Source organism: Promicromonospora sp. NPDC023987 (assembly GCF_040639055.1).
Classification (GTDB): domain Bacteria; phylum Actinomycetota; class Actinomycetes; order Actinomycetales; family Cellulomonadaceae; genus Promicromonospora.
Genome location: NZ_JBEZZF010000039.1, coordinates 14,853 through 36,189, shown reverse-complemented (window position 1 = coordinate 36,189; position 21,337 = coordinate 14,853). Strand labels below are relative to the sequence as shown.

The following is a 21,337-nucleotide window of genomic DNA, read 5'->3' as shown; positions in this document are numbered from 1 at the left end:
TCACTGTTCATCCCGCCCGGCGGCGGGCTCCAGCGCGGCCAGAAAACCGGCGGTCTCACGGGCCACGGCACCAGGGGCCTCGTAGTGCGCCAGGTGCCCGACCCGCGGGATCACGACCAGCCGTGCGTCGGCGAGCGTCGACTCCAGGACCCGCTGGGACGGCAACGGCGCGACGTCGTCGTTCTCCGACGCGACCAGCAGCGTCGGCGCACTGATGCGCGGGGCGTAGGCGGCGACGTCCGTCCCGACGGAGGCGTGGAAGGCCTCCAGCAGGGTGCGCCGATCGGCGAACCCGGAGAAGTACCGATCGTGCTCCGCGTGGATCCAGCGCCGCATCTCCCGGTCGGTCGAGGTGACCATGGCGAGGCTCGCGATGCGGGTGAACAACGGGTGACGCAGCAGGCCCGTCCCGGCCCGCTCGGGCAGGGCGGCGGCCAGCCGGTGCACCCCGACCGTGACGGCACTCATCGCCCGGCGCGGGCCGTCGAGCGCGGCCGTCGCTATCGGGTTGACCAGCACGAGACCCCGCACGGACGGCGCGGGCCGGAGCCCCGGTCCGGTGCCGACCGGGGCGGCCACGGTGGCGGCGGCGACGATCGACCCGAAGGAATGACCGGCGAGCACGACGTCGCCCTCCGGCGCGACGGCGGCCAGCAGCTCGGCCGTCCACGCGGCGTAGCCGGCGACGTCGTGCGCTCGGTCCCGCAGCGGTGCGGACGCACCGAACCCCGGCAGGTCGGGCACCCATACCTGCAGGTCAGGACGCGCCTGGACGAGGTGAGCGACGATCGGCTCCAGTCCGTGGTGGTCGCCCCGGAGCCCGTGCAGGAACACCATGCGGCGCGGCGCAGTCTCGGCGCCGTACACCCGGACGTGCGCGCGGACGCCGCGAACCTCGAGGTCAGCGGAGCGAACGGGCGTGCCCCCGACGAGCGCCGCGTACGGCAACTCGTACGATGCCTTGTGCGGTGGATCGTGCGGCGGCTCGGCGCGGCGGCGCGAGTGCGTGTCGGTGTTCATCGCGCTGACCCTAAGCACGTCTGTGGCCAACGCGGGAGGGGGCCGAGAAAGATGGGGGTAAACCCCCATGCGATCCCGGGGGGAAACCTGGTGGCGGAGAAGGGCATCCTTACGTCACCGTTGACCCATGCAAGCCATAGCGATCACCCTCGCAGTGCTCGGCGCCGCCCTGTTCGCCGGGGCGGCCGTCCTGCAGCACCGCGAGGTGGCCGATCTCTACGGGCAGCCACTCCCCCGCGAACGGGTCCTCTCCCTGGGCCGCCTCGCCAGGATCGCCCGGCGTCCGGGCTGGCTGGCCGGCTTCGGGCTCGCCGGGGGCGGCACGATCGTGCACGCCATAGCGCTCGCGCTCGCTCCGCTCCGCGTGGTCCAGCCGATCGGGGTGCTCGCCGTGCCCGTGGCGGTCCTGCTCTCCTCGCTCCGGTCCCGGCGTCCGCCCAGCCGCAGCGTCATCCTCGGCGTCGTGCTGACGATGGCCGGCGTCGCGGTGTTCGTCGCCGCGTCGGTGGGCGGCAGCACCGGCAGTCCACCGCCGCCCGGATCCACGCTGCCGACCACCCTCGTCGTCGGCGGTGTCGTGCTCGCCCTCGCGACCGCGGGCCTGGCGGTCGGCGGCTGGCTCCGCTGCGTCGCGTGCGCGACGGCGGGGGCCACCGCGTTCGGCCTGCTCTCCGCCCTCATGCGGGTGATCTTCCAGGAGCTCACGGCCGGCTCCCTCTGGTACGAGCCGACGGTGCTCGGTGCCGCCGCGAGCGCCGTCGTCGCCCTCGTCGTGGGCGGCTGGCTCGTGCAGCAGGCGTACCCGTCCGGTCCGCCCGAGGTGGTGGTCGCGTGCCTCACCGTCGTGGACCCGATAGTCGCGGTCCTCCTGGGCGCGCTGCTCCTCGGCGAGGGCGCTGAGACGCCCGTCGCCACCTGGTTCCTCCTCGGCGGCGCGGCGGTCGCCGCGGCCGTGGGGGTCCTCGTCCTTGCCCGGCTTCATCCAGACGCCGTAGCGGCTCGCGCGGCGCGTTCCAACCCTTCGAGACTTCCCGAACCATCGAGAGGTACAGCACAGTGAACCTGCCCGGTACTTTCCGCACGATCCTGATCGGCGCCGACACCTACCCGCCCGCTGTGAACGGCGCGGCCCGGTTCGCCGGCAGCCTGGCCACCGGCCTGGCCCGGCGTGGGTACGACGTGCACGTCGTCGCACCGTCGCCGACCGGCGCGCCGGTGCGCGAGGTGCGCGACGGCGTGGTGCTGCACGGGCTGCGGTCCCGGCGCTACCGGTCGCACGACAACCTGCGCGTGTGCCTGCCGTGGGAGACGCGCCGGGCGGTCACCGAGATCCTCGACGAGGTCCGGCCCGACGTCGTGCACACCAACGGCAGCTTCATCGTCGGCCGCGCCCTGGTCGACGCCGCGCACCGCGAGGGCCTTCCCCTGGTGGCCACCAACCACCTGATGCCGGAGAACATCGTCGGCTACCTCATGGTGCCGAGCTCGATGCACCGCGCCGTGGGGCGCTGGGCCTGGCAGGACATCGGGCGCGTCTACGCGAAGGCCGACGTCGTCACCGCCCCCACCCCGCGTGCCGTCGACCTGCTCGCGCAGCACGCGGGCCTCACCCACGCGGTCCCGGTGTCCAACGGCATCGACACCGAGCGGTACACGACCACCGTCCGGGACGGGCGCGCCGAGCCCACCGTCCTGTTCGTGGGCCGCCTGGACCAGGAGAAGCGGGTCGACGAGATCATCCGCGCCTTCGCCCTGCTGCCCGCGGACCTGCCCGGTCGGCTCGAGATCGTCGGCACCGGCGCGAAGGCCGAGGAGTGGGCGGAGCTCGCCGCGACCTCCGGCGTCTCGCACCGCGTCCGGTTCCGCGGGTACGTGCCCGACGACGAGCTGCTCACCGCCTACTCCCGGGCGGACGTGTTCTGCATGCCGGGTGTGGCCGAGCTGCAGAGCCTGGTCACCCTCGAGGCGATGGCCTCGGGCCTGCCGGTGGTCGCCGCCGACGCGATGGCGCTGCCCCACCTCGTGCGGCCAGGGGTCAACGGCTGGCTCTACACCCCCGGTGACGTCCGCGAGCTGGCCAACCGGCTGAGCGACCTCCTCGCGGACGCCGGCCTCCGCCGCCGGATGGGCGCGGCCAGCCGGGAGCTCGTCGCGGCGCACGCCGTGGACGGCACCCTCGACGCGTTCGAGGGCATCTACGAGAAGGTCCGGAGCATGCGCGAGGCCCCGGCGGCGGCCTGACCGGTTCCGACCTGTCAGAACCTCCGGGACGGGTCAGACCCTCAGGCCACCGGAGTGACCTGAGGGTCTGACACGTCGGTGGATGGGTCAGCCGCCGAAGAGCGGCGCTACCGCCTTGATCAGCTGGTTGCCGCCGAGGAACAGGAACATCGCAGCCACCAGGACGAGGATCACGTTGACCCACCACCGGTTGCGCCACCGCGGCGGCACCGCCTTGGAGTTCATGAGGATCAGCAGCGTCAGCGCGAGGAACGGCATGAACAGCGAGCCCAGCGCGCCGTAGATCACGACGAGCAGGATCGGCTTGCCGAGGAACAGCAGCGCCATCGGCGGGAACGTCAGCCACAGGATGTACGCGCGGTGGTAGGTGCCGCCCGCGCCGCGGCGGGGGTCGTCGCTGGGCAGGTTGCGCATGGTGGCGACGAAGTCGGCGAACATCAGCGACACGCCGTGCCAGACACCGAGGATCGACGAGAACGTCGCGGCGAAGAACCCGACGAGGAACAGCGGCGCCATGAACGCCCCGTACCGCTGCGAGAGGACGTCGGCGAGGTCGATGAGCCCCTCCTCGCCGTCGGCCACGGCCATCCCGGCGGAGAACAGGAGCTCGGCGCCCACGATCAGCATCGACACCACGAAGATGCCTGACATCACGTACGCCCACGCGTTGTCGAGCCGCATGACGCGCATCCAGCGGGGCGTGTCCCAGCCCTTCTCGGTGAGCCAGTAGCCATAGGCGGCCAGGGTGATCGTGCCGCCGACGCCGCCCGCGAGGCCCAGCGTGTTCAGCACCGCACCCTCCGGGATGATCGGCACCAGGCCGGCGGCGATCTCCCCGAGGTTGGGCGTCGTCATGATGGCCGAGCCCACGACGGTCACGAACATGACGCCGATCAGGACCGCCATGACGTTCTCGAACGGCTTGTACTTGCCGAACCAGACGAGCAGCAGGCCCGCGACTCCCGCGAGCATCGCCCAGTACCGCACGTCGACACCCGGGAACAGGCCGTTCAGCGCGAGGCCGACGCCGGACATCGCGGCGGCGCCGTAGCTGAAGCCCCAGATCACCACGTAGATGCCGAAGTAGACGACGGCCCACAGCCCCAGCGACTTCCAGCCGTCGAAGATGGTGCGGCCGGTCGAGAGCGTCCAGCGTCCCGCACCCTCGACCAGCACGATCTTGATGACGACACCGAGGATCACCGCCCACAGCAGGGCGTACCCGTAGGCGCTGCCCGCGACCATCGTGGCGACGAGGTCACCGGCGCCGATGCCGGTGGCCGCGACGATGAGGCCAGGGCCGACGATCTTCCAGCGCGGCTTCTCGAGGGACCCGTCGTACCCGGCGGCGGTCCCACCGCCCGGCGTCGGCGGCCCCCCGGCCGTGCCTTGTGAAGTGACCTCATTGTCCTTTTCCATGGCGAGACTGTACTCACGGTTTCACCCAGCGGAAAGAGACGCGCCCGCGTCCCGTCCCGCCGGGAGCGGCGGGCGCGGGCGCGGGCGCGCGAGGGAGCCGGGGACCTACAGCAGGCCCTGCTCGGTCAGCCAGTCCTCGGCCACGTCAGCGGGCTGCTCCAGGTCGACGGAGACGCGCTCGTTGAGCATGGTCATCTCCTCCTGGGTGAGCGCGGCCGAGATCGGGTCGAAGATCTCGTCGAGCTGGTCGCCGTACTCCTCGTAGACCTCCTCGCGGAAGACCGGGCTCGGGTTGTACAGGGGGAAGAATCCCTTGTCGTCCTCGAGGACCGTCAGGTCGAGCGAGGCCACGCGACCGTCGGAGGTGAACACCTCGCCGAAGTTGCAGGGGTCCTGCGCCGCCGCAGCCGTGTACACGAGCGCGGTGTCGAGCACCGTGACGTTGTCGTCCGGGAACTCGATCCCGTAGGCCTCCTCCAGGCCCGGCAGGCCGTCGTCGCGCGTGGAGAACTCGTTCTCCACGCAGACCGTCGCGGCGTCCGGGTCGTCGGCGACGAGGCCGGCCAGGTCGGAGAGCTTGGTGGGGTTGCCCAGCTCCTCCGCGGCTGCGGTCGGGAACGCGAGCGCGTAGGTGTTGTTGAACTCCGCCGGCTGCATCCAGACCAGCTGGTTCTCCTCGAGGTCGCGGTCCCGCACGGCCTCGTACTGCTCGATGCGGTCCGGGATCGCCTCGGTCTCGCCGAAGAAGCTGATCCAGGCGGTGCCGTTGTACTCCCAGTACGTGTCGATGTCGCCGGAGATCAGCGCGGCGCGCGCCGCGTCGGTGCCGCCGAGGTTGATCTGGTCGTCCACCGTGGCGCCGGCGTTCTCCAGCGCGAGCTTGGTGATATTGCCCAGGACGAGCTGCTCGTCGAAGTCCTTGGACCCGACGACGATCTCGGCACCGGCGAGGGCGCCGTCGGTCGCGGACGCAGCGTTGTCGCTGCCGCCGCAGGCGGCCAGGCTGAACGACACCGTGACCACGCCTGCCGTCGCGAATACCTTTTTCATGCGCATTAATGCTCCTTTCCAGAGCGTTGTTCTTCGATAGCGCTGCTTCGTGGTGCCCGCCAGGGGCGTTCGCTCACAAGCCCCGTGGGGCGAGCAGCCGGCCGAGCGCGCCGGCCAGGTAGTCGACGAGCAGCGCCAGCGCCGAGACCAGGACCACACCCGTGATGAGCACGGGCGTGCGGTTGAGGGTGATGCCGTTGTAGATGATGAAGCCGAGCCCGCCCTGGCCGAAGAACGTGCCGAGGGCCGCGGTGCCGACGTTGATGATCAGTGCGGTACGGATGCCGGCGATCATGACCGGGAAGGCCAGCGGGAGCTCTACCTTGAGGAGCACCTGCAGCGGTGACATCCCCATCCCGCGCGACGCCTTGACGGCCGTCCGGTCCACCTGCTCCAGCCCCACCATGGTGTTGCGCAGGATGGGCAGCGTCGAGCAGGCCACGAGGCCGATGATCATGGGCCAGAAGCCCAGCGATGTCCAGAGGATGACGATCGTGATCAGCCCGAACGACGGCACGCCCTGGCCGATGTTCGCGAGCCCCAGCACAGCGGGCACCACGGGCCGGGCGAACGGCCGCGACAGCAGGACGCCGAGCGGGATCGCGAGCACGATCACGATGGCCGTCGAGACCGCGGTCATGTGCAGGTGCTCGATCGTGCTCTGCGTCAGCTGTTCGGCGTTGAGCGTGCGCTGCTCGATCGAGTCCAGCTCGAGCGAGCTCACCCAGAGATACGTGCCGCCCAGGATCACCGCGAGCAGCACGGGCATGCCGAACCAGGTCAGCGGCGACCCGCCGCGCCGGCTCCCGGCCCTGCCGGGCGTGCCGGACGTACCCGACACACCGGGTGTGCCCGACGGACCTGGCGGCGCCTGTGCGGCCAGTGCGGTGCCCGCCATCAGTGCACCTGACCGTCGGTCGGCTTCCCGGCGAGCTTCTGCGCGAGATGGAACCGCTCGTACTCGTCCCGGACCGTCCTGACCACGGTCATGATGGTCTCCAGGTCCACGACCCCCTGGTAGGCGCCGGTCCCGTCGACCACCACGGTGCAGCCCACGTTGGAGGCGATGAGCTCGTCGAGCGCGTCGGCCAGCGTCGCGTGGGGCTCCACGATCGCCTCGACCGGCAGGCCCAGGTCCGTGAGCGCCGTGCCCTTCTCAGCCCGGACCAGGTCCCGGCCGTTCACCCATCGGGCGGGGCGGCCGGCGGCGTCGAGCAGCAGCAGGGACGTCCAGCTGGAGGCCAGCAGAGCGGCCCGCACCTCGGCCACCGGCGTCGAGAGGCTTGCCGTCGGCGCGTCCGTCGCCATCTCGATGTCCCGCACGCGGCTCAGGTTGAGCCGCTTCAGCGAGGCACCTGTCCCGATGAAGTCCGACACGTAGTCGTCGGCCGGACTGGTGAGCAGGTTCTCCGGGGTGTCGTACTGGGCGATGTGCGACTGGTTGCGCAGCACGGCGATGCGGTCACCCATCTTGAGCGCCTCGTCGATGTCGTGCGTGACGAAGATGATGGTCTTGCGGACCTGCTGCTGGAGTCGCAGGAACTCGTTCTGCAGGCGTTCCCGGGTGATCGGGTCGATGGCACCGAACGGCTCGTCCATGAGCATCACGGGCGGGTCGGCAGCCAGCGCCCTGGCAACGCCGACGCGCTGACGCTGCCCGCCGGACAGCTCCTTGGGGTAGCGGTCGCGGTAGGTGGCCGGGTCCATGCCGACCATCTCGAGCAGCTCGTCCACGCGTGCGGCGATGCGCTTCTTGTCCCAGCCGAGCAGCTTCGGCACGGTGCCGACGTTCTGCGCGATGGTGCGGTGCGGCAGCAGCCCGGTCTCCTGGATCACGTACCCGATGTGCCGGCGCAGCTCGTCCGGGTTCGTATGGGTCATGTCCTCGCCGTCGATGAGGATCTGGCCCGACGTCGGCTCGATGAGGCGGTTGATCAGCTCCATCGAGGTGGTCTTGCCGCAGCCGGACGGCCCGACGAGCACCGTGATCTCGCCCTCGTTGACCGTGAGCGTGAGCCCGTCCACCGCTGCCTCTGCCGTGCCGGAGAACCGCTTGGTGAGGCCGACGAGCTCGATCATCGGCTTGGCGTCGGCTCCCGTCGGACCGGCCTGGGTCATCGTCTCGGTGGTGGTCATCGGATACCTCGCGAAGTGGTGAGTCGGCGGATCAGGACGAAGGCGGCATCGAGCAGGAGTGCCAGCACGATGACGCCGAGCGTGCCGCCGTAGACCAGGTTGGGAGCGCTCGCGTTGCCCTGGGAACGCAGGCCCCGGAAGATCTCGGTGCCGAGGCCCGGGCCGCCCACGAGGGCTGCGATGGCGGCGATCCCGATGACCACCTGCGTGGAGACCCGGATGCCGGTGAGGATCACCGGCCAGGCCAGCGGCAGCTCGACCCTGAGCAGGCGCTGGAAGCCGGTCATGCCCATGCCCTGCGACGCCTTGACCACCGCGGGGCTCACCGAGGCGAGCCCCGTGACCGTGTTGCTCACGATCGGCAGGAGCGCGTACAGGCTCAGGGCAGCGATCGCGGGAGGCGCACCGATCCCGAGCACCGGGATGAAGATCGAGAAGAGCGCCAGCGACGGCAGGGTCAGGAAGAACCCTGCGCCGGCGAGGATCGGGTTGCGCAGGAACCCGTTGCGATGGGCCACGATCCCGAGTGGCAGGCCCACGACGAGCGCGATCCCCATGGAGACGAGGACCAGGTTGAGGTGCTCGAGGCCGAGCTCCAGAAGGTTGTCATAGTTGCGTGTCAGGTATTCGGCAAAGGTCACAAAGGCTCGTTACGTAGGGGGTGCTGCGGTCCGCAGCGTGGCGGCTCGCGCGGCGCCCACGGTACGGGTGCCCCGCGCACCGATGGGCCCGGATGACTGTCAGCAGCCCGATCTGTGACCCGATCGTAAGGTGAGATCGTTCCCGGTCACGAGACCCTCAGGAGCCGCACCGCCCCCGGAGCTCACGCCAAAACGCCGCTCAACAGCGCCTCAACGCGTCGCCTTGAGGCTCGACACGGTGGCTGAACAAGACGGCCACACATTGCATACATCGGGTCCGTGCAGAGAATGATTGTATTCAATCGTCCCGTCCGACCCTGATTGGATTCTCCAGTGCGCACTCCGTCGCCGACCGCCGGCACCTCGTCGTTCACCCCTCCGCCCGCACCGCTGACCCGACCCGACCTCCAGGGCACGTTCGGGATGGTGGGCTCCACCCACTGGATCGCCACTGCGAGCGCCCAGGCCGTGCTCGAACGGGGCGGCAACGCCTTCGACGCGGCGGTGGCAGGGGCCTTCGTGCTGCATGTCGTGGAGCCGCACCTCAACGGGCCCGGCGGCGACATGACCGGCGTCTTCGTCACCGCCGAAGCGCCGTCGGCGCCCCGCGTCCTGATGGGCCAGGGACCGGCGCCCGCCGGCGCGACCATCGAGCACTACCGGGCCGAAGGGCTGGACCTCGTCCCGGGCTCCGGTGCCCTGGCGGCGGCGGTACCGGGCGCCGTCGACGCCTGGCTGCTGCTCCTGCGCGACCACGGGACGTGGGACCTCGCCGACGTGCTCGCCTACGCCATCGGTTACGCGCGCGACGGACATCCGCTGCTCGGCCGGGTCAGCTCCACCATCTCCATGGTCGCCGAGCTGTTCCAGGACCACTGGCCCACCTCGGCCGCGCGCTGGCTGCCCGACGGCGTGGCGCCCGCCCCCGGGACCCTCGTCACCAACCCGGAGTACGCCGACCTGCTGGACGCCGTCGTGGCCGCGGGCTCTGCCGCCGGGAGCCGCGAGGAGGCCATCGACCTCGGCCGCGCCACCTGGCGCGAGCGCGTCGGCCAGGCCGTCGAGGAGTTCGTCGGGACCCCGCACCGGCACTCCGACGGCGGCGACCACGCGGGCGTCATGACCGCCGCCGACGTCGCGGCCTTCGAGGCGTCCTACGAGGACGCGACCACCGTGACGTTCCGCGGGTACACGATCGCCAAGACCGGCTCCTGGGGGCAGGGCCCCGCGCTGCTGGCCGCGTGCAAGATCCTGGAGGGCTTCGACGACGCCGCGCTCGACCCGTCCACCGAGCTGGGCGCCCACACGATCCTCGAGGCGCAGAAGCTCGCGCTGGCGGACCGCGACGTCTGGTACGGCGACCCCGCTGCGGACGACGTGCCGCTGACCTACCTGCTGAGCGAGGACTACGCGGCTCAGCGCCGAGCGCTCGTCACGGGCTCCGCGAGCCACGAGGTGCGCCCCGGTGCCGTGCCCGGCCGGCCCACGCCGCCCGTGCCGGCCCTGCGCACCGAGTACGCCAGCAGCGCCCCGATCGGGTCCCTGCCGGGCGCCCCGACCGGCGGCGCGGCGGCCGGGGTAGGCGAGCCGACGGTCGAGGCCCCCGACACCCCCGAGCACACCGGTGCCACGCGCGGCGACACCTGCCACATCGACGTCGTCGACCGCTGGGGCAACATGGTCTCCGCGACGCCGTCGGGCGGCTGGCTGCAGTCCTCACCCGCGGTGCCCGGCCTCGGCTTCTGCCTGGGCACGCGGCTGCAGATGACGTGGCTGGACGAGGCGTCGCCGTCGGCCCTCGTGCCCGGACGACGGCCGCGCACCACGCTCACGCCCACGCTGGTGCTGCGCGACGGAGAGCCCGTGCTCGCGCTCGGCTCGCCGGGCGGCGACCAGCAGGACCAGTGGCAGCTGTTGTTCCTGCTGCGCGTGCTCGTCGGCGGGTACACACCGCAGCAGGCGATCGACGCGCCTGCGCTGCACACGACGTCGTTCCCCGGGTCGTTCTGGCCCCGCACCTGGACGCCCGGCGGCGCTGTCGTGGAGGACCGGCTCGGCGACGCCGTCATCGCCGGCCTGGAACGGCGCGGCCACGTGGTGACCCGCGCGGGAGACTGGGCCCTCGGGCGCCTGTCGGCGGTGACCCGCGACCCGGCAACGGGACTGCTGGGGGCCGCCGCCAACCCGAGGGGCGCGCAGGGCTATGCCGCAGGGCGCTGAGCCCGCCGCTGGGACGGGCGGGCCGCTTCCCGCCGGGGCGGGGCGTCCGGCGTCGGTCCAGGACGCGATCCGGCGGGACATCATCGCCGGGGTGCTGACGCCGGGCGCCCGCGTCACCGAGACCTCGCTCGCCCAGCGCTACGACGTCTCGCGGGTCCCGGTCCGCGAGGCGCTGCGGGGACTGGAGAGCGAGGGCTTCATCGACTCGCTGCCCCACGTGGGGTCCCGGGTGGCGCCCATCCCGGTGCACGACGCCGACGACCTCTTCGCCGTACGCGAGGCCCTGGAGGTGTCGACCGCGCGCCGCGCGGCGCGCCGGGCCGCCGCCCTCTGGTCGGGCGAGGAGAGCCCGGAGGACTGGTGGCGGGTCCGCCGGGAGATCGCCGCCCTGCTCGACGCCGGGGACGCGCACGTCGCGGCCGACGACCTGGACCCGCTGGTCGCCCTCAACGACCAGATCCACCTCAGGATCGCCGAGCTCAGCGGCAGTGCGACCATGACCCGGCTGCTGCGCCAGCTCTCGTGGAAGATCGAGTGGCTCTACGCCGCCGAGGTGCAGCCCCGTGGCAAGCGGCTCTGGCCCGAGCACCGGGTGATCGTCGGCGCCATCGACGCGGGCGACGGCGAGCGCGCCGCCGCCCTGATGGCCGCGCACGTGCGGGAGTCCCGGATCGGCTACCTGCTGCGGTACGGCATCGAGACACCGAGCTCCGACCCGGTGGTCGCGGCGACGGTGGAGGAGCGTCGGCCGACGGGCCGGCGGTAGGCCGGGCGCCCGACGCGGTTACGGTGGGGACGTGATCATGAGCGAGCAGACCGGGGCAGAGCACGAGGGTTGCGGCTGCGGCTGCGGTACTCCGGGGCGGGACGCGTTCGTGCAGCTGGGGACCCGCCCGGTCGACGACGCCGGTGCCACCGCCGCGACACCGGCCGACGGCAGGCACGGCGTCGAACAGGTACGGATCCCGGCCGGGACCTTCACCATGGGCGACTCGTCGGGCGACCGGAACGCCGCCGACGGCGAGGTCCCGCTGCACGAGGTGACGCTCGACGCGTTCGAGATCGACGCGACGACCGTCACGAACGCGGACTTCGCACGCTTCGTCGACGACACCGGGTACCGCACCGAGGCGGAGACGTTCGGCTTCTCTGCCGTGTTCCACCTCGCCGTGGCGGCCGACCCCGCCGACGTCATGGGCCAGCCGAGCGGCGCCCCGTGGTGGTTCGGCGTGCGCGGCGCCGACTGGGCACACCCCGGTGGCCCTCGCTCGAGCGTCGAGGGGCTCGACGACCATCCGGCCACCCACATCAGCTGGAACGACGCCGTCGCCTACTGCGCCTGGGCCGGCCGACGCCTGCCGACGGAGGCCGAGTGGGAGTACGCGGCCCGCGGCGGGATCGACCGCGCCAAGTACCCCTGGGGCGACGCAGAGGTCAATGACGGCGGATGGCGCGCGAACATCTGGCAGGGCACGTTCCCGCGGGTGAACACCCTGGACGACGGCTGGCTCACCACCGCTCCGGTGCGGAGCTTCGAGCCCAACGGCTACGGCCTCCGGCAGCCCGTCGGCAACGTCTGGGAATGGTGCCAGGACTGGTTCGACCCGAGCTACTACCAGGGCTCCCCCGCGGCCGACCCGCCGGGTCCGGAGCAGGGCGCGGTGCGGGTCCTCCGGGGCGGCAGCTATCTGTGCCACCTCTCGTACTGCAACCGCTACCGCAACTCCGCGCGGTCGTCGAACACCCCCGACTCCTCGATGGGTAACGCCGGCTTCCGCACCGTCGCGCTCAGCCCCACCGGCGCACGGGCATGAGCGCGAAGAGATTCCCCCAGCGCGTCTACCGCGACGGCGAAGAGCCTGACCCCCGGTTCAGCCTCGCCAACGAGCGCACGTTCCTGGCCTGGCTGCGCACCGCGCTCGGGCTGTACGCGGGCGCGTTCGCGCTCGAAGCGCTCTCGCTGCCCGCCGCGACCGGCTGGCGCTTGGCCGCTGCCGGCGTCTTCCTCGTCCTCGGCACGATCGCCGCCGTGCAGGCCTGGCTCGGCTGGTCCGCCACCGAGTCGGCGCTGCGCAAGGGCCGGCCGCTCCCGGGGCTCGCCGTCGGGGGGCTGCTCGTGGTGGGCATCGTCGTCGCCGTCGTCCTCGTCACGATCGGGCTGTTCGTATGAGCGGGGCCGCAGACGAGCACGGCGTCTACGATCCGGGGCTCCAGACCGAGCGCACGCTCCTTGCCTGGCGCCGCACGTGCCTCTCGTTCGGCGTCGCGAGCCTCGTCGCCATGCGCTTCACCGTGGAGACCGCCGGCGTCCTCGCCGTCTTCGCGGGCGTCGCCGGGGCGGGGCTCGCGGTCGCCGCCTACGTCGCCGCCGCCGTCGGCTACCGCAGGGCCAACACCGCGCTGCACAGCACCGGCTCGCTCGACCACGGGGCCGCCCCGATCGCCCTGGCCACCGCTGCCGCGCTCGTCCTGGGCATCGCCTGCGCGGCATACCTGATCCTGAGCACTCTGCGAGGCGGTCCGGCTTGAGAATGACCTGGGGTACCAGTCCAGGCCGGATTCGGTACCCCAGGTCATTCTCAAGCCGGACTTCGCGGGGGCCCCGGACGGCGGGGGTCAGGCGAACGTCGTCGGGAGGTTCAGGGACTCCCGGAGCCGCTCGGCGTAGGGCACCCGGTCGACGGCGGGCACGGAGGCGGCGCCGAGGTGCCGCAGGTAGAGCTGGTCGTCCTCGTAGCGCGGGAAGACGTGTACGTGCAGGTGCCAGACGTCCTGGTCGCCGGCGGGCTCGTTGTGCTGCCGTGTCGACACCCCGTCGCACCGGTAGGCCTTCTTCATCGCTGCTGCGACACTGCGGGTCAGGTCCCAGACCGCGTGCCCGACCTCGTCCGGCAGGTCGTACAGGTTCTCATGGTGCGCGCGGGGGATCACCAGGACCCCGCCGGGGTTGGCCGGCCACCATTTCGGCGCGATGCGCGCGTAGGCCAGGGCAGTCACGCCGACGACGTCGGCCGGCTGGTTCCGCTCGTCGAACGCTCCCTGCTGCAGGAGGCAGAACGGGCACCGGTACCCGTTCGGTTCATGCCGCACGCCGTGTGCGACTGCTCGACCGCTCATACACCCAGGAGCCAGCGCCGCGGATCGTCCTCGTCGTCCAGCGCTGCGCGGTAGGCGGGCTGCTCGGCGGCGCGCAGAACGCCGACCTCGGTCAGCCGGTCTCGCTTGAAGTGCTTACGGGCCGAATCGTGCAGCTTCACGCGACGTGCGCCCAGGCACGCACCGCCGCACGGATTGCCTCGGACCTGTTCGCCAGTCCCTCAGCCTTGGCTTGCCGGTCCAGCGCGGCCAGCGTCGCAGCGTCCAGCCGGGCCGGAACCACCTCGCCTGGCCCGTCGCCGACGGGGGGGCGGCCGCGGCCGCGCAGCCTGGTCACGTCATAGCCAGCCTCGGCCTCCTCGGCCCACGCCTGGATCTGTTCTTCGCTCACCGCCTGCCCGCGGAGCTTCCTGTCGGTCATGGGAATATCGTATACATAAATACCTGCCGGTCAACAGGTGGTGCCCATGGCGCTCACGTTGTGGACGCCCCTGTGCTCCGACGTCGCTGCCGTGGCTCGTCGCCCGCGACCCCTACACCCTGCACCTCTTCGTCGGCGTGTCGCGTGCAGTGCGTTGGGGTCGACAGACGCGGTCGAGGCCTCAGAACAGCCGGTGGGTCCAGCGGCCCGCCAGCAGGGTGCCCGCCACCGGCATCTGCCGCAGCGCGTCCGCGGCGTCCGCGTCCGCACCGCCGCCGTCGAACCCACCGTCGCCGTCGAACCCACCGTCGCCCAACCCGCCGACGCCGGACCCGCCACCGGACCCTGCCACGAGCGGGTCCGCGTCCAGCACCACGAGGTCCGCCGGCCCGCCCGCCGTCGGGAACAGCCCGCGCCCGTCCGTCGAGGCCTCGAGCGCGGTCCGCAGCCCGATCCGCTGCTCCGGGTGCCAGGGCGCACGTCCGCCCCGGGACCGGCTGACCGCCGCCGCGACAGCGATCCAGGGGTCGAGCGGGGCGACCGGCGCGTCCGATCCCAGGACGAGCACGGCGCCGGCCGCGTCCAGGGCCCCGTACGGGAAGGCCCTGCCGGTGCGGCCGGGCCAGTGCCGGTCGGCGATGTCGCGGTCGTCCATGGCGTGCTCGGGCTGGACCGATGCGACCACGCCGAGCTCGGCGAACCGGGCCAGGTCGGCGGAGTCGAGGAGCTGAGCATGCTCGACCGAGCCGCGAGCGCCGGTGGCGGCGAACGCGTCCAGCGCGAGGGCGTTGGCGTGGTCGCCGATCGCGTGGATCGCGCAGTGCAGACCGCCGTCATGGGCGCGCTTCATGAGCGGGACCAGGTCCTCCGGCGGCACGGACAGGATCCCGTGCGCCTCCGGCCCGGCCAGTCCGGGGTACGGGTCGTGGCAGTAGGCGGTGCGGGTGTTGAGCGACCCGTCGGTGACCACCTTGTACGGCCCCTGCTCCAGCAGGCCCCCGGTGCCGGCCAGCACGTCACCGGTGCGCAGCCCTTCGGCGAGGACGTCGTCCAGCCAGGGCGTCCAGACCCCGGCCCGGACCCGCAGTGCGTCGAACCCACCCGCGAACCGGCGGTGCCAGGCCGTGAGGTTGTCGGTGATCTCCAGGTCGACGACGCCGACCACGCCCCGGGCCGCCGCGGCAGCTGCGGCGTCGGCCACCCAGGTGTCGGCGAGGTCGTCGGCCACCCGGTCGACGACGGCGGACAACGGCAGCCACTCGCTCTCGCGCAGCAACCCGGTGGGGTGCGAGCCGACGCCGACGAAGCGCAGCCCGGCACTGTTGAGCCAGGCGCAGTGCAGGTCGCCGGACATGAGCACGACGGGGACGGAGCCCGCCACGGAGTCGAGCATCGCTGCCGTGGGAACGTCCGGCCACAGTCCGTCCCGGAAACCGAAGCCGACCAGCGCGGCGCCCTGCTCGGGCGGACCGTCGGCGAGGCGGTCACGTACGAGCCGGACGACCTCTGCCGCGGAGCGCGCGCCGGACAGGTCGAGCCGACGACGCACCAGCGCCCACTGCGTGAGGTGCACGTGCTTGTCCCAGAGGCCGGGCAGGACGGTACGGCCGTCCAGGTCGAGGCGCTCCACCGGCCCGGCTCCCTGACCCCGGCCGGCTGCGGCCAGGGAGCCGAGGTCACCGCCGGCGAGCGTGCCCGACGGCGCGACCGCGCGCACCCGGCCGTCCCGCAGCAGCAGGTCGACGGGCTTGGTGTGCCCGACGAGGCGCGCGCCGGTCAGCAGCAGCGGCTCGGCCGGGCCGCGCACGCCGTCCGTCCCGGTCATCTCTCGCCGCCGCTCGAGCCCCCGGCCGAGCCCCCGGCCGAACCGCCCGCCGGACCGACGACCGGACCCTCGCCGGGGCCGTCGGGGCCCCTGCCGAGCTCCGCGCGCATCTCGGCCGCGAGCGCCGGCTGCGCGTAGTGCGGGTCCGCCTCCAGCGCTGCGATCACCCGTTCGGCGACGGCACGGGGCTTGTCCTGGCTCAGCTTGGCCTTGCCCTGCCACCGGGTCACCCGCAGACGGAACCCCGCCGCACCCTTGGCGATGCGCCGGGCGTACTCCTCCACGTGCGGCAGGCGTAGCGGCTGCGGCATGACCGACTCGTACCGGTCGACGGTTTCGGAGAGGACCCGGTACGACTCCGCCGGCGCGAGGAGCTCGACCGCGCAGTACAGGTGGACGGCGATGTAGTTCCACGTCGGCACGGCCGGCGTCAGGTCGTACCAGCCCGGCGACACGTAGCCGTGCGGGCCCTGCACGATCAGCAGCGACTCGCGGCCGCTGTCCAGCCGGTGCAGCACCTCGTCGGGCCGGCCGACGTGGCTGAGCAAGGTCATCGGCTCCCCCTGCGGCGCGTCCTCCAGCAGGACCGGCAGGTGGGAGGCGACGGGAGCTCCGTCGTCGGCCACCGAGACGAGGGTGGCCCAGCCATGGTTGCGGACCAGGTCGCGCACGCGGGCCTCGTCCTCGATCTCGTAGTCGCGGGTGTCGATCACGGGGCCATCGAACCACCGCGGGCACTCCGCGTGGAACCTGCCGACGGCGGCAGGCCGGGCGGGTGAGGTCGAGACCTGGGCGTCACCCGCTCTCCACCTGCGCGTAAGGCGCCGGCTCTAGATTCGTCGGCGTGCCAGCCACCGGCGCGCCGACGGCGCCCTCGTCCGCCCCCGCCCAGCCGGCCCGGCGGATCGGTGCCGTCGACGGCCTGCGCGGCCTGGCACTGATCCTCGTCGTCGCGTTCCACCTCTTCGGCCAGGGGCGCGTCTCGGGCGGCGTCGACGTGTTCCTCCTGTTGTCGGGCTACTTCGCCACGGGAACGCTGTTCCGCCGCGCCGAGGCAGGCAGCCTGCGGCTGGCGGCGCACTATGCGCGCACCCTCGCCCGGCTGCTTCCCGCCGCGCTGGTCGTGCTGACCGCCGTCACGATCGCGCTGCTCACGCTGGCCCCCCGGATGAGCTGGTCGGCGGGCCTGCGGGAGGTCGGAGCCTCGGCGACCTTCTGGCAGAACTGGGAGCTCGTGGACGCGTCGCTCGCCTACGGTGCCGCGGGGCCCGGGACGAGCCCGCTGCAGCACTTCTGGTCGCTGTCGGTGCAGGGCCAGTTCTTCGCCGTCTGGCCGCTGGTGGTGCTGGGCCTGGTCCTCGGCGCCCGACGGCTCGGGCGGCACCGCGGCGCCGCGCGGGGTGTGCTCAGCCCGGCCCTCCTGCTCGCCGCGGTCACCGGCGTCGCGACGGCCGCCTCGTTCGCCGGTGCCCTGTGGCTCGTCACCGTGGACCAGCCGGTCGCCTACTTCAGCACGTTCACGCGATTCTGGGAGATCGGCGCCGGCGCGCTGCTCGCCCTGGCCCTCCGCGCCCGCGTACCCCGGCAGGGCCCGCTGCGCAGCGCACTCGGATGGGCGGGCCTCGCCCTGGTGGTCGGATCGGGCTTCCTGGTGGACGGCGCGCACATGTTCCCCGGCGCGTGGGCCCTCGTCCCCGTCGGCGGTGCTGCGCTCGTGCTCATGGCGACGGCGTCCGTCCCGGCAGGGCAGCGACGTCCCGTGGCGGCTCCAGCCCGAGGTGTCGAGCGGCTGCTGGACAGCACTCCGCTGCGCTTCGGCGCGCGCATCTCCTACGCCCTCTACCTCTGGCACTGGCCGATCCTGATCTTCTGGCTCCTCACGACCGACACACGCCAGGTGGGCCCGACGGCGGCAGGCGCGATCCTCACCGCCTCGGCAGTCCTCGCGTGGCTCACGACGCGGTACGTCGCCGAACCGCTCCTGACCCGGGTCACGGACCGCCTGGCTGCCCGGCGAGCCGCGGCTCCGGACCCCGCTCCCCCGAGCGGCGACGTCGGTCACCGGGCCGCCACGACGCCGTCGGGCAGGCGGACGCTCGCGGCGCTGGCCGGTGCCGCCGTGCTGGTGCTCTGCGGCACCCAGGCCGCGGCGGCCGGGCACGACGCGACGGTGCGGCACGGCGTCGCCGCGCTCCTCCAGCCGTCACCCGACCACCCGGGGGCCGCCGCGCTCGCGGCGGACGCGCCTCCTGTCGACCCGCAGCCCGACGCCCCGTTCCGCCCCGCGACGTGGGTGGCCTACGACGACCACCCGGACCGGCCGGAGTGCGCCCAGGGCGGCGACCGGTCCGAGGTGCTGGAGTGCACGGTGGTGTCGCCCGCCGACCCGGCGGCCGTGGTCTATCTCGCCGGCGCGTCGCACGAGCAGCAGTACGAGGAGGCCTTCGTCGCGCTCGCCCACGAGCACGGCTGGGAGCTGCGCGAGATGATCAAGCACGGATGCCGCCTGACGACGGCGGGCGGCGGCAGCGTGGCACACCGGTCGGCGTGCACCACGTGGAACGAGGGCGCGCTGGACGCCCTGGTCGCGGCCCGGCCCGACGTCGTGGTCGTGGTGGGCACGCGGACCCACGAGGGCGGCGCACCGGAAGAGGTGCTGCCCGGCCAGGTCGACGCGTGGCGCACGCTGGACGACGCCGGGATCACCGTGGTCACCATCCGGGACAACCCACGCTTCGAGTGGTTCGTCCCGGAGTGCATGGTCGACGCGGTCTCCCCCGAGGCCTGCGGCCGACCGCGCGCGGAGCAGCTCGCCGACGTCTCGCCCGTCACGACGGCGCCCGACGTGCCCGACGCCGCCGTCCACCTGGATCTCACCGACTCCATCTGCGGGCCCGAGACGTGCGACGCCGTGGTCGGCAACGTGCTCGTCTACCGCGACGACGACCACCTGACCAACACCTACGTGCGCACCCTGACACCCGTCATCGGCGACCAGCTCCGGACGGGCGTGCCCTGGCTCTTCGAGAACGGACCGGTCACGGCGCCTGAGGCAGCACCTCGCGCAGCCGGTCGGTGAGCTGGTTCACGTAGGTGGCGCTCACGTGGTCGTCGTCGCGGTAGACGAGCACGTTCCCGATCACCGCGTGGCAGGTCTCCGCGTCGCAGAAGTAGTCGGTGAACTCCCCGACCCGGGCCCGCGGCGCAGCCTCCAGCGCCGCCGGGACGGTGTCCCGGTCGGCCAGGGCACGCTCTCGCGGCTGGTCGCACTGCGACGGGTCGGCGTAGTTCTTGCTGACGCACGCGACGGCGTGCTCCCGCGCGCCCGGCGTGTCCCGCAGCACGACGACCTGCGAACCCTGGTCGGCGAGCTCGTTCCAGACCTCGGCGAGACCCGCCGCGCCCGCGTGCTCCTCCGAGCCGCGCTGCTCGAGCTCGTTCGACTCGTGGTAGGTGGTGACCACGAGGTCGGGCGCGCTCTCGCGCAGCTCGGCGCGGGTCCCGGCGTTGGCCTCGTTGCAGGCGTCGACGTTGGGCCCGTTGCCGCTAGGGCTGCCGGCGGTGTACGGGCACGCGGAGTGCAGGTAGGTGACCACGCGCCAGCCACGCTCGGTGGCGACGTCGATGATCGGCTCGGTGAGCACCGCTGCGTGCGAGTCGCCCACCACGGCCACGGTCGCCGTCGGGTCGTCGGTCACGCCGAACTCGCAGGTGCTCGTCACCTTGGCCCGCTGCGGCGACTGGCACTCCCTGACCTCGGGGTCCATGTCATCGGCTGCCTTGATCGGGTTCGGCGCGATCGCGGTGCTCCCGTCGACGAACGGTGCGAAGCCCTGCTCGATCCCCTCCGGGACGGTCTCGGCCGCATCGACCGCCTGGGCGTTGGCGTCCCATCCTTCGACGATGCCCTGCAACCGCCATGGCATCGTCAGGGTGAGTCCGGCCACCAGCGCCATCGCGACGAGGGCGGCCACGAGCAGACGCCCGTCGGCCCGGAACCAGCGCACCGCCCGGACGGGCTGCTCCACGAGGACGTAGCTGGCGATCGCCATGGAGAACGAGGCCAGGAGGATCACCATGACATCGGTGAACCTGGGGTCCCGTCCGGTGTAGACACCGAAGAACACGATCACCGGGAAGTGCCAGAGATAGAGCGAGTAGGAGATGTCGCCGATGCGCTGCACGCCCCACGACTCGGTGACCGTGCGCAGCGAGCCCGGGCCCGAGGTGCGGCCCGCCAGGATCACGGCGCACGCGCCCAGCACGGGCGCGAGGGCGGCGAAGCCGGGGAACGGGGTGCCGTCGTCGAGCAGGCAGGCCGCCGCGATGATGGTCGCGGCTCCGAACACGGCCATCGTGTTGCGCAGCGGGGCGAAGCGCTGCGTGTCCTTGATGAGCAGCGCCAGGATGCCGCCGGCCGCGAGCTCCCAGACGCGGGTCAGCGTCGAGTAGTAGGCCACCGGGTCGCCACCGAGCGACTGCCGGACACCCCAGATCAGGGAGGCGACGAACACCACGCCGAAGATGGCGAGCAAGATGCGGCGCAGCCTCTCGGGGTCCTTCACCACTACGCCACGGCGCGCTCCGCCCCAGATCCCGACCGCCAGCAGCACGAGCAGCGGCCAGAACAGATAGAACTGCTCCTCCACGCCCAGCGACCAGAAGTGCTGGAAGGCGGTGGGGTCGTTGCTGGCCGCCTGGTAGTCGACGGCGTCGGCCGCGAGCGCCCAGTTCTCGACGTAGAGCACGGAGGCGAGCGCCTGCCGCCACCAGGTCTCCACGAGAGAGGGCGGCAGCACGACGAGCGAGAGCAGGATCACGCCCACGGTGGCGACCAGGGAGGCCGGCAGGATGCGCCGGGCGCGGGCGGCCCAGAACTTCTTGAGGCTCACCGAGCCCGTGGTCGAGACCTCGCGCCACAGGTGGCCCGTGATGAGGAAGCCGGAGATCACGAAGAAGACGTCGACGCCGATGTATCCGCCCGGGAGGACGGCCGGGTCGATGTGGTACACGAGTACCATCAGCACGGCCAGAGCACGCAGTGCCTGGACCTCGGGACGGAACTTTCGCTGGCGGACACGGACCGCGGGCGACCGGTACTTGGAGGCAGCAGGCGCTGTCGTCGTTGCCGTCATGGAGTGTCAGGCTCTCCGGCTCGGGGGCAAGAACGGCTCACCTTCTCACAGCAGGCCGCCGGGTGAAAGTTATCGCTATGGGTCCATTTCAGATGTGCAGATGCGATGGCAATCCTGGTCAGGACGCGTAGGT

General features: G+C 72.4%; 20 protein-coding genes. 8 read left to right on the top strand and 12 right to left on the bottom strand.

Annotated elements, in window-relative coordinates; translation table 11 throughout:
* Positions 1 to 1,020: an alpha/beta hydrolase gene (locus AB0F40_RS17350; RefSeq protein WP_357470029.1), complete on the bottom strand. Its 1,020-nt coding sequence runs from the start codon at positions 1,018 to 1,020 to the stop codon at positions 1 to 3.
* Positions 1,021 to 1,147: 127 nt separating this feature from the next.
* Here AB0F40_RS17350 and AB0F40_RS17345 point away from each other — a divergent pair, with 127 nt between their 5' ends.
* Complete coding sequence (locus AB0F40_RS17345) at positions 1,148 to 2,080, top strand: hypothetical protein (RefSeq protein WP_357470026.1); 933 nt, start codon at positions 1,148 to 1,150, stop codon at positions 2,078 to 2,080.
* Complete coding sequence (locus AB0F40_RS17340; protein WP_357470024.1) at positions 2,077 to 3,261, top strand: glycosyltransferase; 1,185 nt, start codon at positions 2,077 to 2,079, stop codon at positions 3,259 to 3,261. The genes AB0F40_RS17345 and AB0F40_RS17340 overlap by 4 nt, the downstream gene beginning before the upstream one ends.
* An 87-nt stretch (positions 3,262 to 3,348) precedes the next feature.
* Here AB0F40_RS17340 and AB0F40_RS17335 read toward each other — a convergent pair whose 3' ends face one another.
* The 5 genes from AB0F40_RS17335 to AB0F40_RS17315 form a co-directional block, all read right to left on the bottom strand.
* On the bottom strand, positions 3,349 to 4,680 hold the full coding sequence (locus AB0F40_RS17335) for an Nramp family divalent metal transporter (RefSeq protein WP_357470021.1): 1,332 nt from the start codon (positions 4,678 to 4,680) through the stop codon (positions 3,349 to 3,351).
* A 105-nt stretch (positions 4,681 to 4,785) separates the two neighbouring features.
* Complete coding sequence (locus AB0F40_RS17330) at positions 4,786 to 5,730, bottom strand: glycine betaine ABC transporter substrate-binding protein (protein WP_357470017.1); 945 nt, start codon at positions 5,728 to 5,730, stop codon at positions 4,786 to 4,788.
* A gap of 73 nt (positions 5,731 to 5,803) precedes the next feature.
* Positions 5,804 to 6,628, bottom strand: coding sequence for an ABC transporter permease (locus AB0F40_RS17325; protein ID WP_357470014.1), 825 nt, complete (start codon positions 6,626 to 6,628; stop codon positions 5,804 to 5,806).
* Positions 6,628 to 7,866 (bottom strand): ABC transporter ATP-binding protein, encoded by a 1,239-nt coding sequence (locus AB0F40_RS17320; RefSeq protein ID WP_357470011.1) that lies wholly within the window; start codon positions 7,864 to 7,866, stop codon positions 6,628 to 6,630. The genes AB0F40_RS17325 and AB0F40_RS17320 overlap by 1 nt, the downstream gene beginning before the upstream one ends.
* Positions 7,863 to 8,507 (bottom strand): ABC transporter permease, encoded by a 645-nt coding sequence (locus tag AB0F40_RS17315; protein WP_357470008.1) that lies wholly within the window; start codon positions 8,505 to 8,507, stop codon positions 7,863 to 7,865. The genes AB0F40_RS17320 and AB0F40_RS17315 overlap by 4 nt, the downstream gene beginning before the upstream one ends.
* A 423-nt stretch (positions 8,508 to 8,930) precedes the next feature.
* Here AB0F40_RS17315 and AB0F40_RS17310 point away from each other — a divergent pair, with 423 nt between their 5' ends.
* Genes AB0F40_RS17310 through AB0F40_RS17290 form a run of 5 tightly spaced genes read left to right on the top strand, consistent with a single transcriptional unit; the run spans position 8,931 to position 13,256 of the window.
* The gene (locus AB0F40_RS17310; RefSeq protein WP_357470069.1) at positions 8,931 to 10,727 is read left to right on the top strand and encodes a gamma-glutamyltransferase; all 1,797 of its coding nucleotides are present in this window, start codon (positions 8,931 to 8,933) and stop codon (positions 10,725 to 10,727) included.
* Positions 10,711 to 11,493 carry a GntR family transcriptional regulator gene (locus AB0F40_RS17305; protein WP_357470005.1) on the top strand — a complete coding sequence of 261 codons (783 nt, stop codon included), beginning with the start codon at positions 10,711 to 10,713 and terminating at the stop codon, positions 11,491 to 11,493. Before AB0F40_RS17310 ends, AB0F40_RS17305 begins: the two co-directional genes overlap by 17 nt.
* A gap of 37 nt (positions 11,494 to 11,530) precedes the next feature.
* Positions 11,531 to 12,541, top strand: coding sequence for a formylglycine-generating enzyme family protein (locus AB0F40_RS17300; RefSeq protein ID WP_357470002.1), 1,011 nt, complete (start codon positions 11,531 to 11,533; stop codon positions 12,539 to 12,541).
* A complete protein-coding gene (locus AB0F40_RS17295) occupies positions 12,538 to 12,897 on the top strand; it encodes a DUF202 domain-containing protein (RefSeq protein WP_357469999.1) in 360 nt (119 codons plus the stop codon). The genes AB0F40_RS17300 and AB0F40_RS17295 overlap by 4 nt, the downstream gene beginning before the upstream one ends.
* Positions 12,894 to 13,256, top strand: coding sequence for a DUF202 domain-containing protein (locus AB0F40_RS17290; protein ID WP_357469996.1), 363 nt, complete (start codon positions 12,894 to 12,896; stop codon positions 13,254 to 13,256). The genes AB0F40_RS17295 and AB0F40_RS17290 overlap by 4 nt, the downstream gene beginning before the upstream one ends.
* 87 nt (positions 13,257 to 13,343) lie before the next feature.
* On the opposite strand, the gene AB0F40_RS17285 is transcribed toward AB0F40_RS17290, so the two are convergent.
* From AB0F40_RS17285 to AB0F40_RS17265, 5 genes are all read right to left on the bottom strand, one after another.
* Positions 13,344 to 13,844: an HIT family protein gene (locus AB0F40_RS17285; protein WP_357469993.1), complete on the bottom strand. Its 501-nt coding sequence runs from the start codon at positions 13,842 to 13,844 to the stop codon at positions 13,344 to 13,346.
* The gene (locus AB0F40_RS17280) at positions 13,841 to 13,984 is read right to left on the bottom strand and encodes a hypothetical protein (protein ID WP_357469990.1); all 144 of its coding nucleotides are present in this window, start codon (positions 13,982 to 13,984) and stop codon (positions 13,841 to 13,843) included. Before AB0F40_RS17280 ends, AB0F40_RS17285 begins: the two co-directional genes overlap by 4 nt.
* Positions 13,981 to 14,244: a ribbon-helix-helix domain-containing protein gene (locus AB0F40_RS17275; RefSeq protein WP_357469987.1), complete on the bottom strand. Its 264-nt coding sequence runs from the start codon at positions 14,242 to 14,244 to the stop codon at positions 13,981 to 13,983. The genes AB0F40_RS17280 and AB0F40_RS17275 overlap by 4 nt, the downstream gene beginning before the upstream one ends.
* Before the next feature lie 181 nt (positions 14,245 to 14,425).
* A complete protein-coding gene (locus AB0F40_RS17270) occupies positions 14,426 to 16,069 on the bottom strand; it encodes an amidohydrolase family protein (protein ID WP_357469984.1) in 1,644 nt (547 codons plus the stop codon).
* A complete protein-coding gene (locus tag AB0F40_RS17265; protein ID WP_357469982.1) occupies positions 16,066 to 16,782 on the bottom strand; it encodes an FMN-binding negative transcriptional regulator in 717 nt (238 codons plus the stop codon). Before AB0F40_RS17265 ends, AB0F40_RS17270 begins: the two co-directional genes overlap by 4 nt.
* Before the next feature lie 131 nt (positions 16,783 to 16,913).
* Here AB0F40_RS17265 and AB0F40_RS17260 point away from each other — a divergent pair, with 131 nt between their 5' ends.
* On the top strand, positions 16,914 to 19,148 hold the full coding sequence (locus AB0F40_RS17260; protein WP_357469979.1) for an acyltransferase family protein: 2,235 nt from the start codon (positions 16,914 to 16,916) through the stop codon (positions 19,146 to 19,148).
* Here the strand turns inward: AB0F40_RS17260 and AB0F40_RS17255 are convergent.
* A complete protein-coding gene (locus AB0F40_RS17255; RefSeq protein WP_357469976.1) occupies positions 19,108 to 21,204 on the bottom strand; it encodes an acyltransferase family protein in 2,097 nt (698 codons plus the stop codon). The two genes, AB0F40_RS17260 and AB0F40_RS17255, sit on opposite strands and share 41 nt — an antisense overlap.
* Positions 21,205 to 21,337 lie beyond the last annotated feature (133 nt).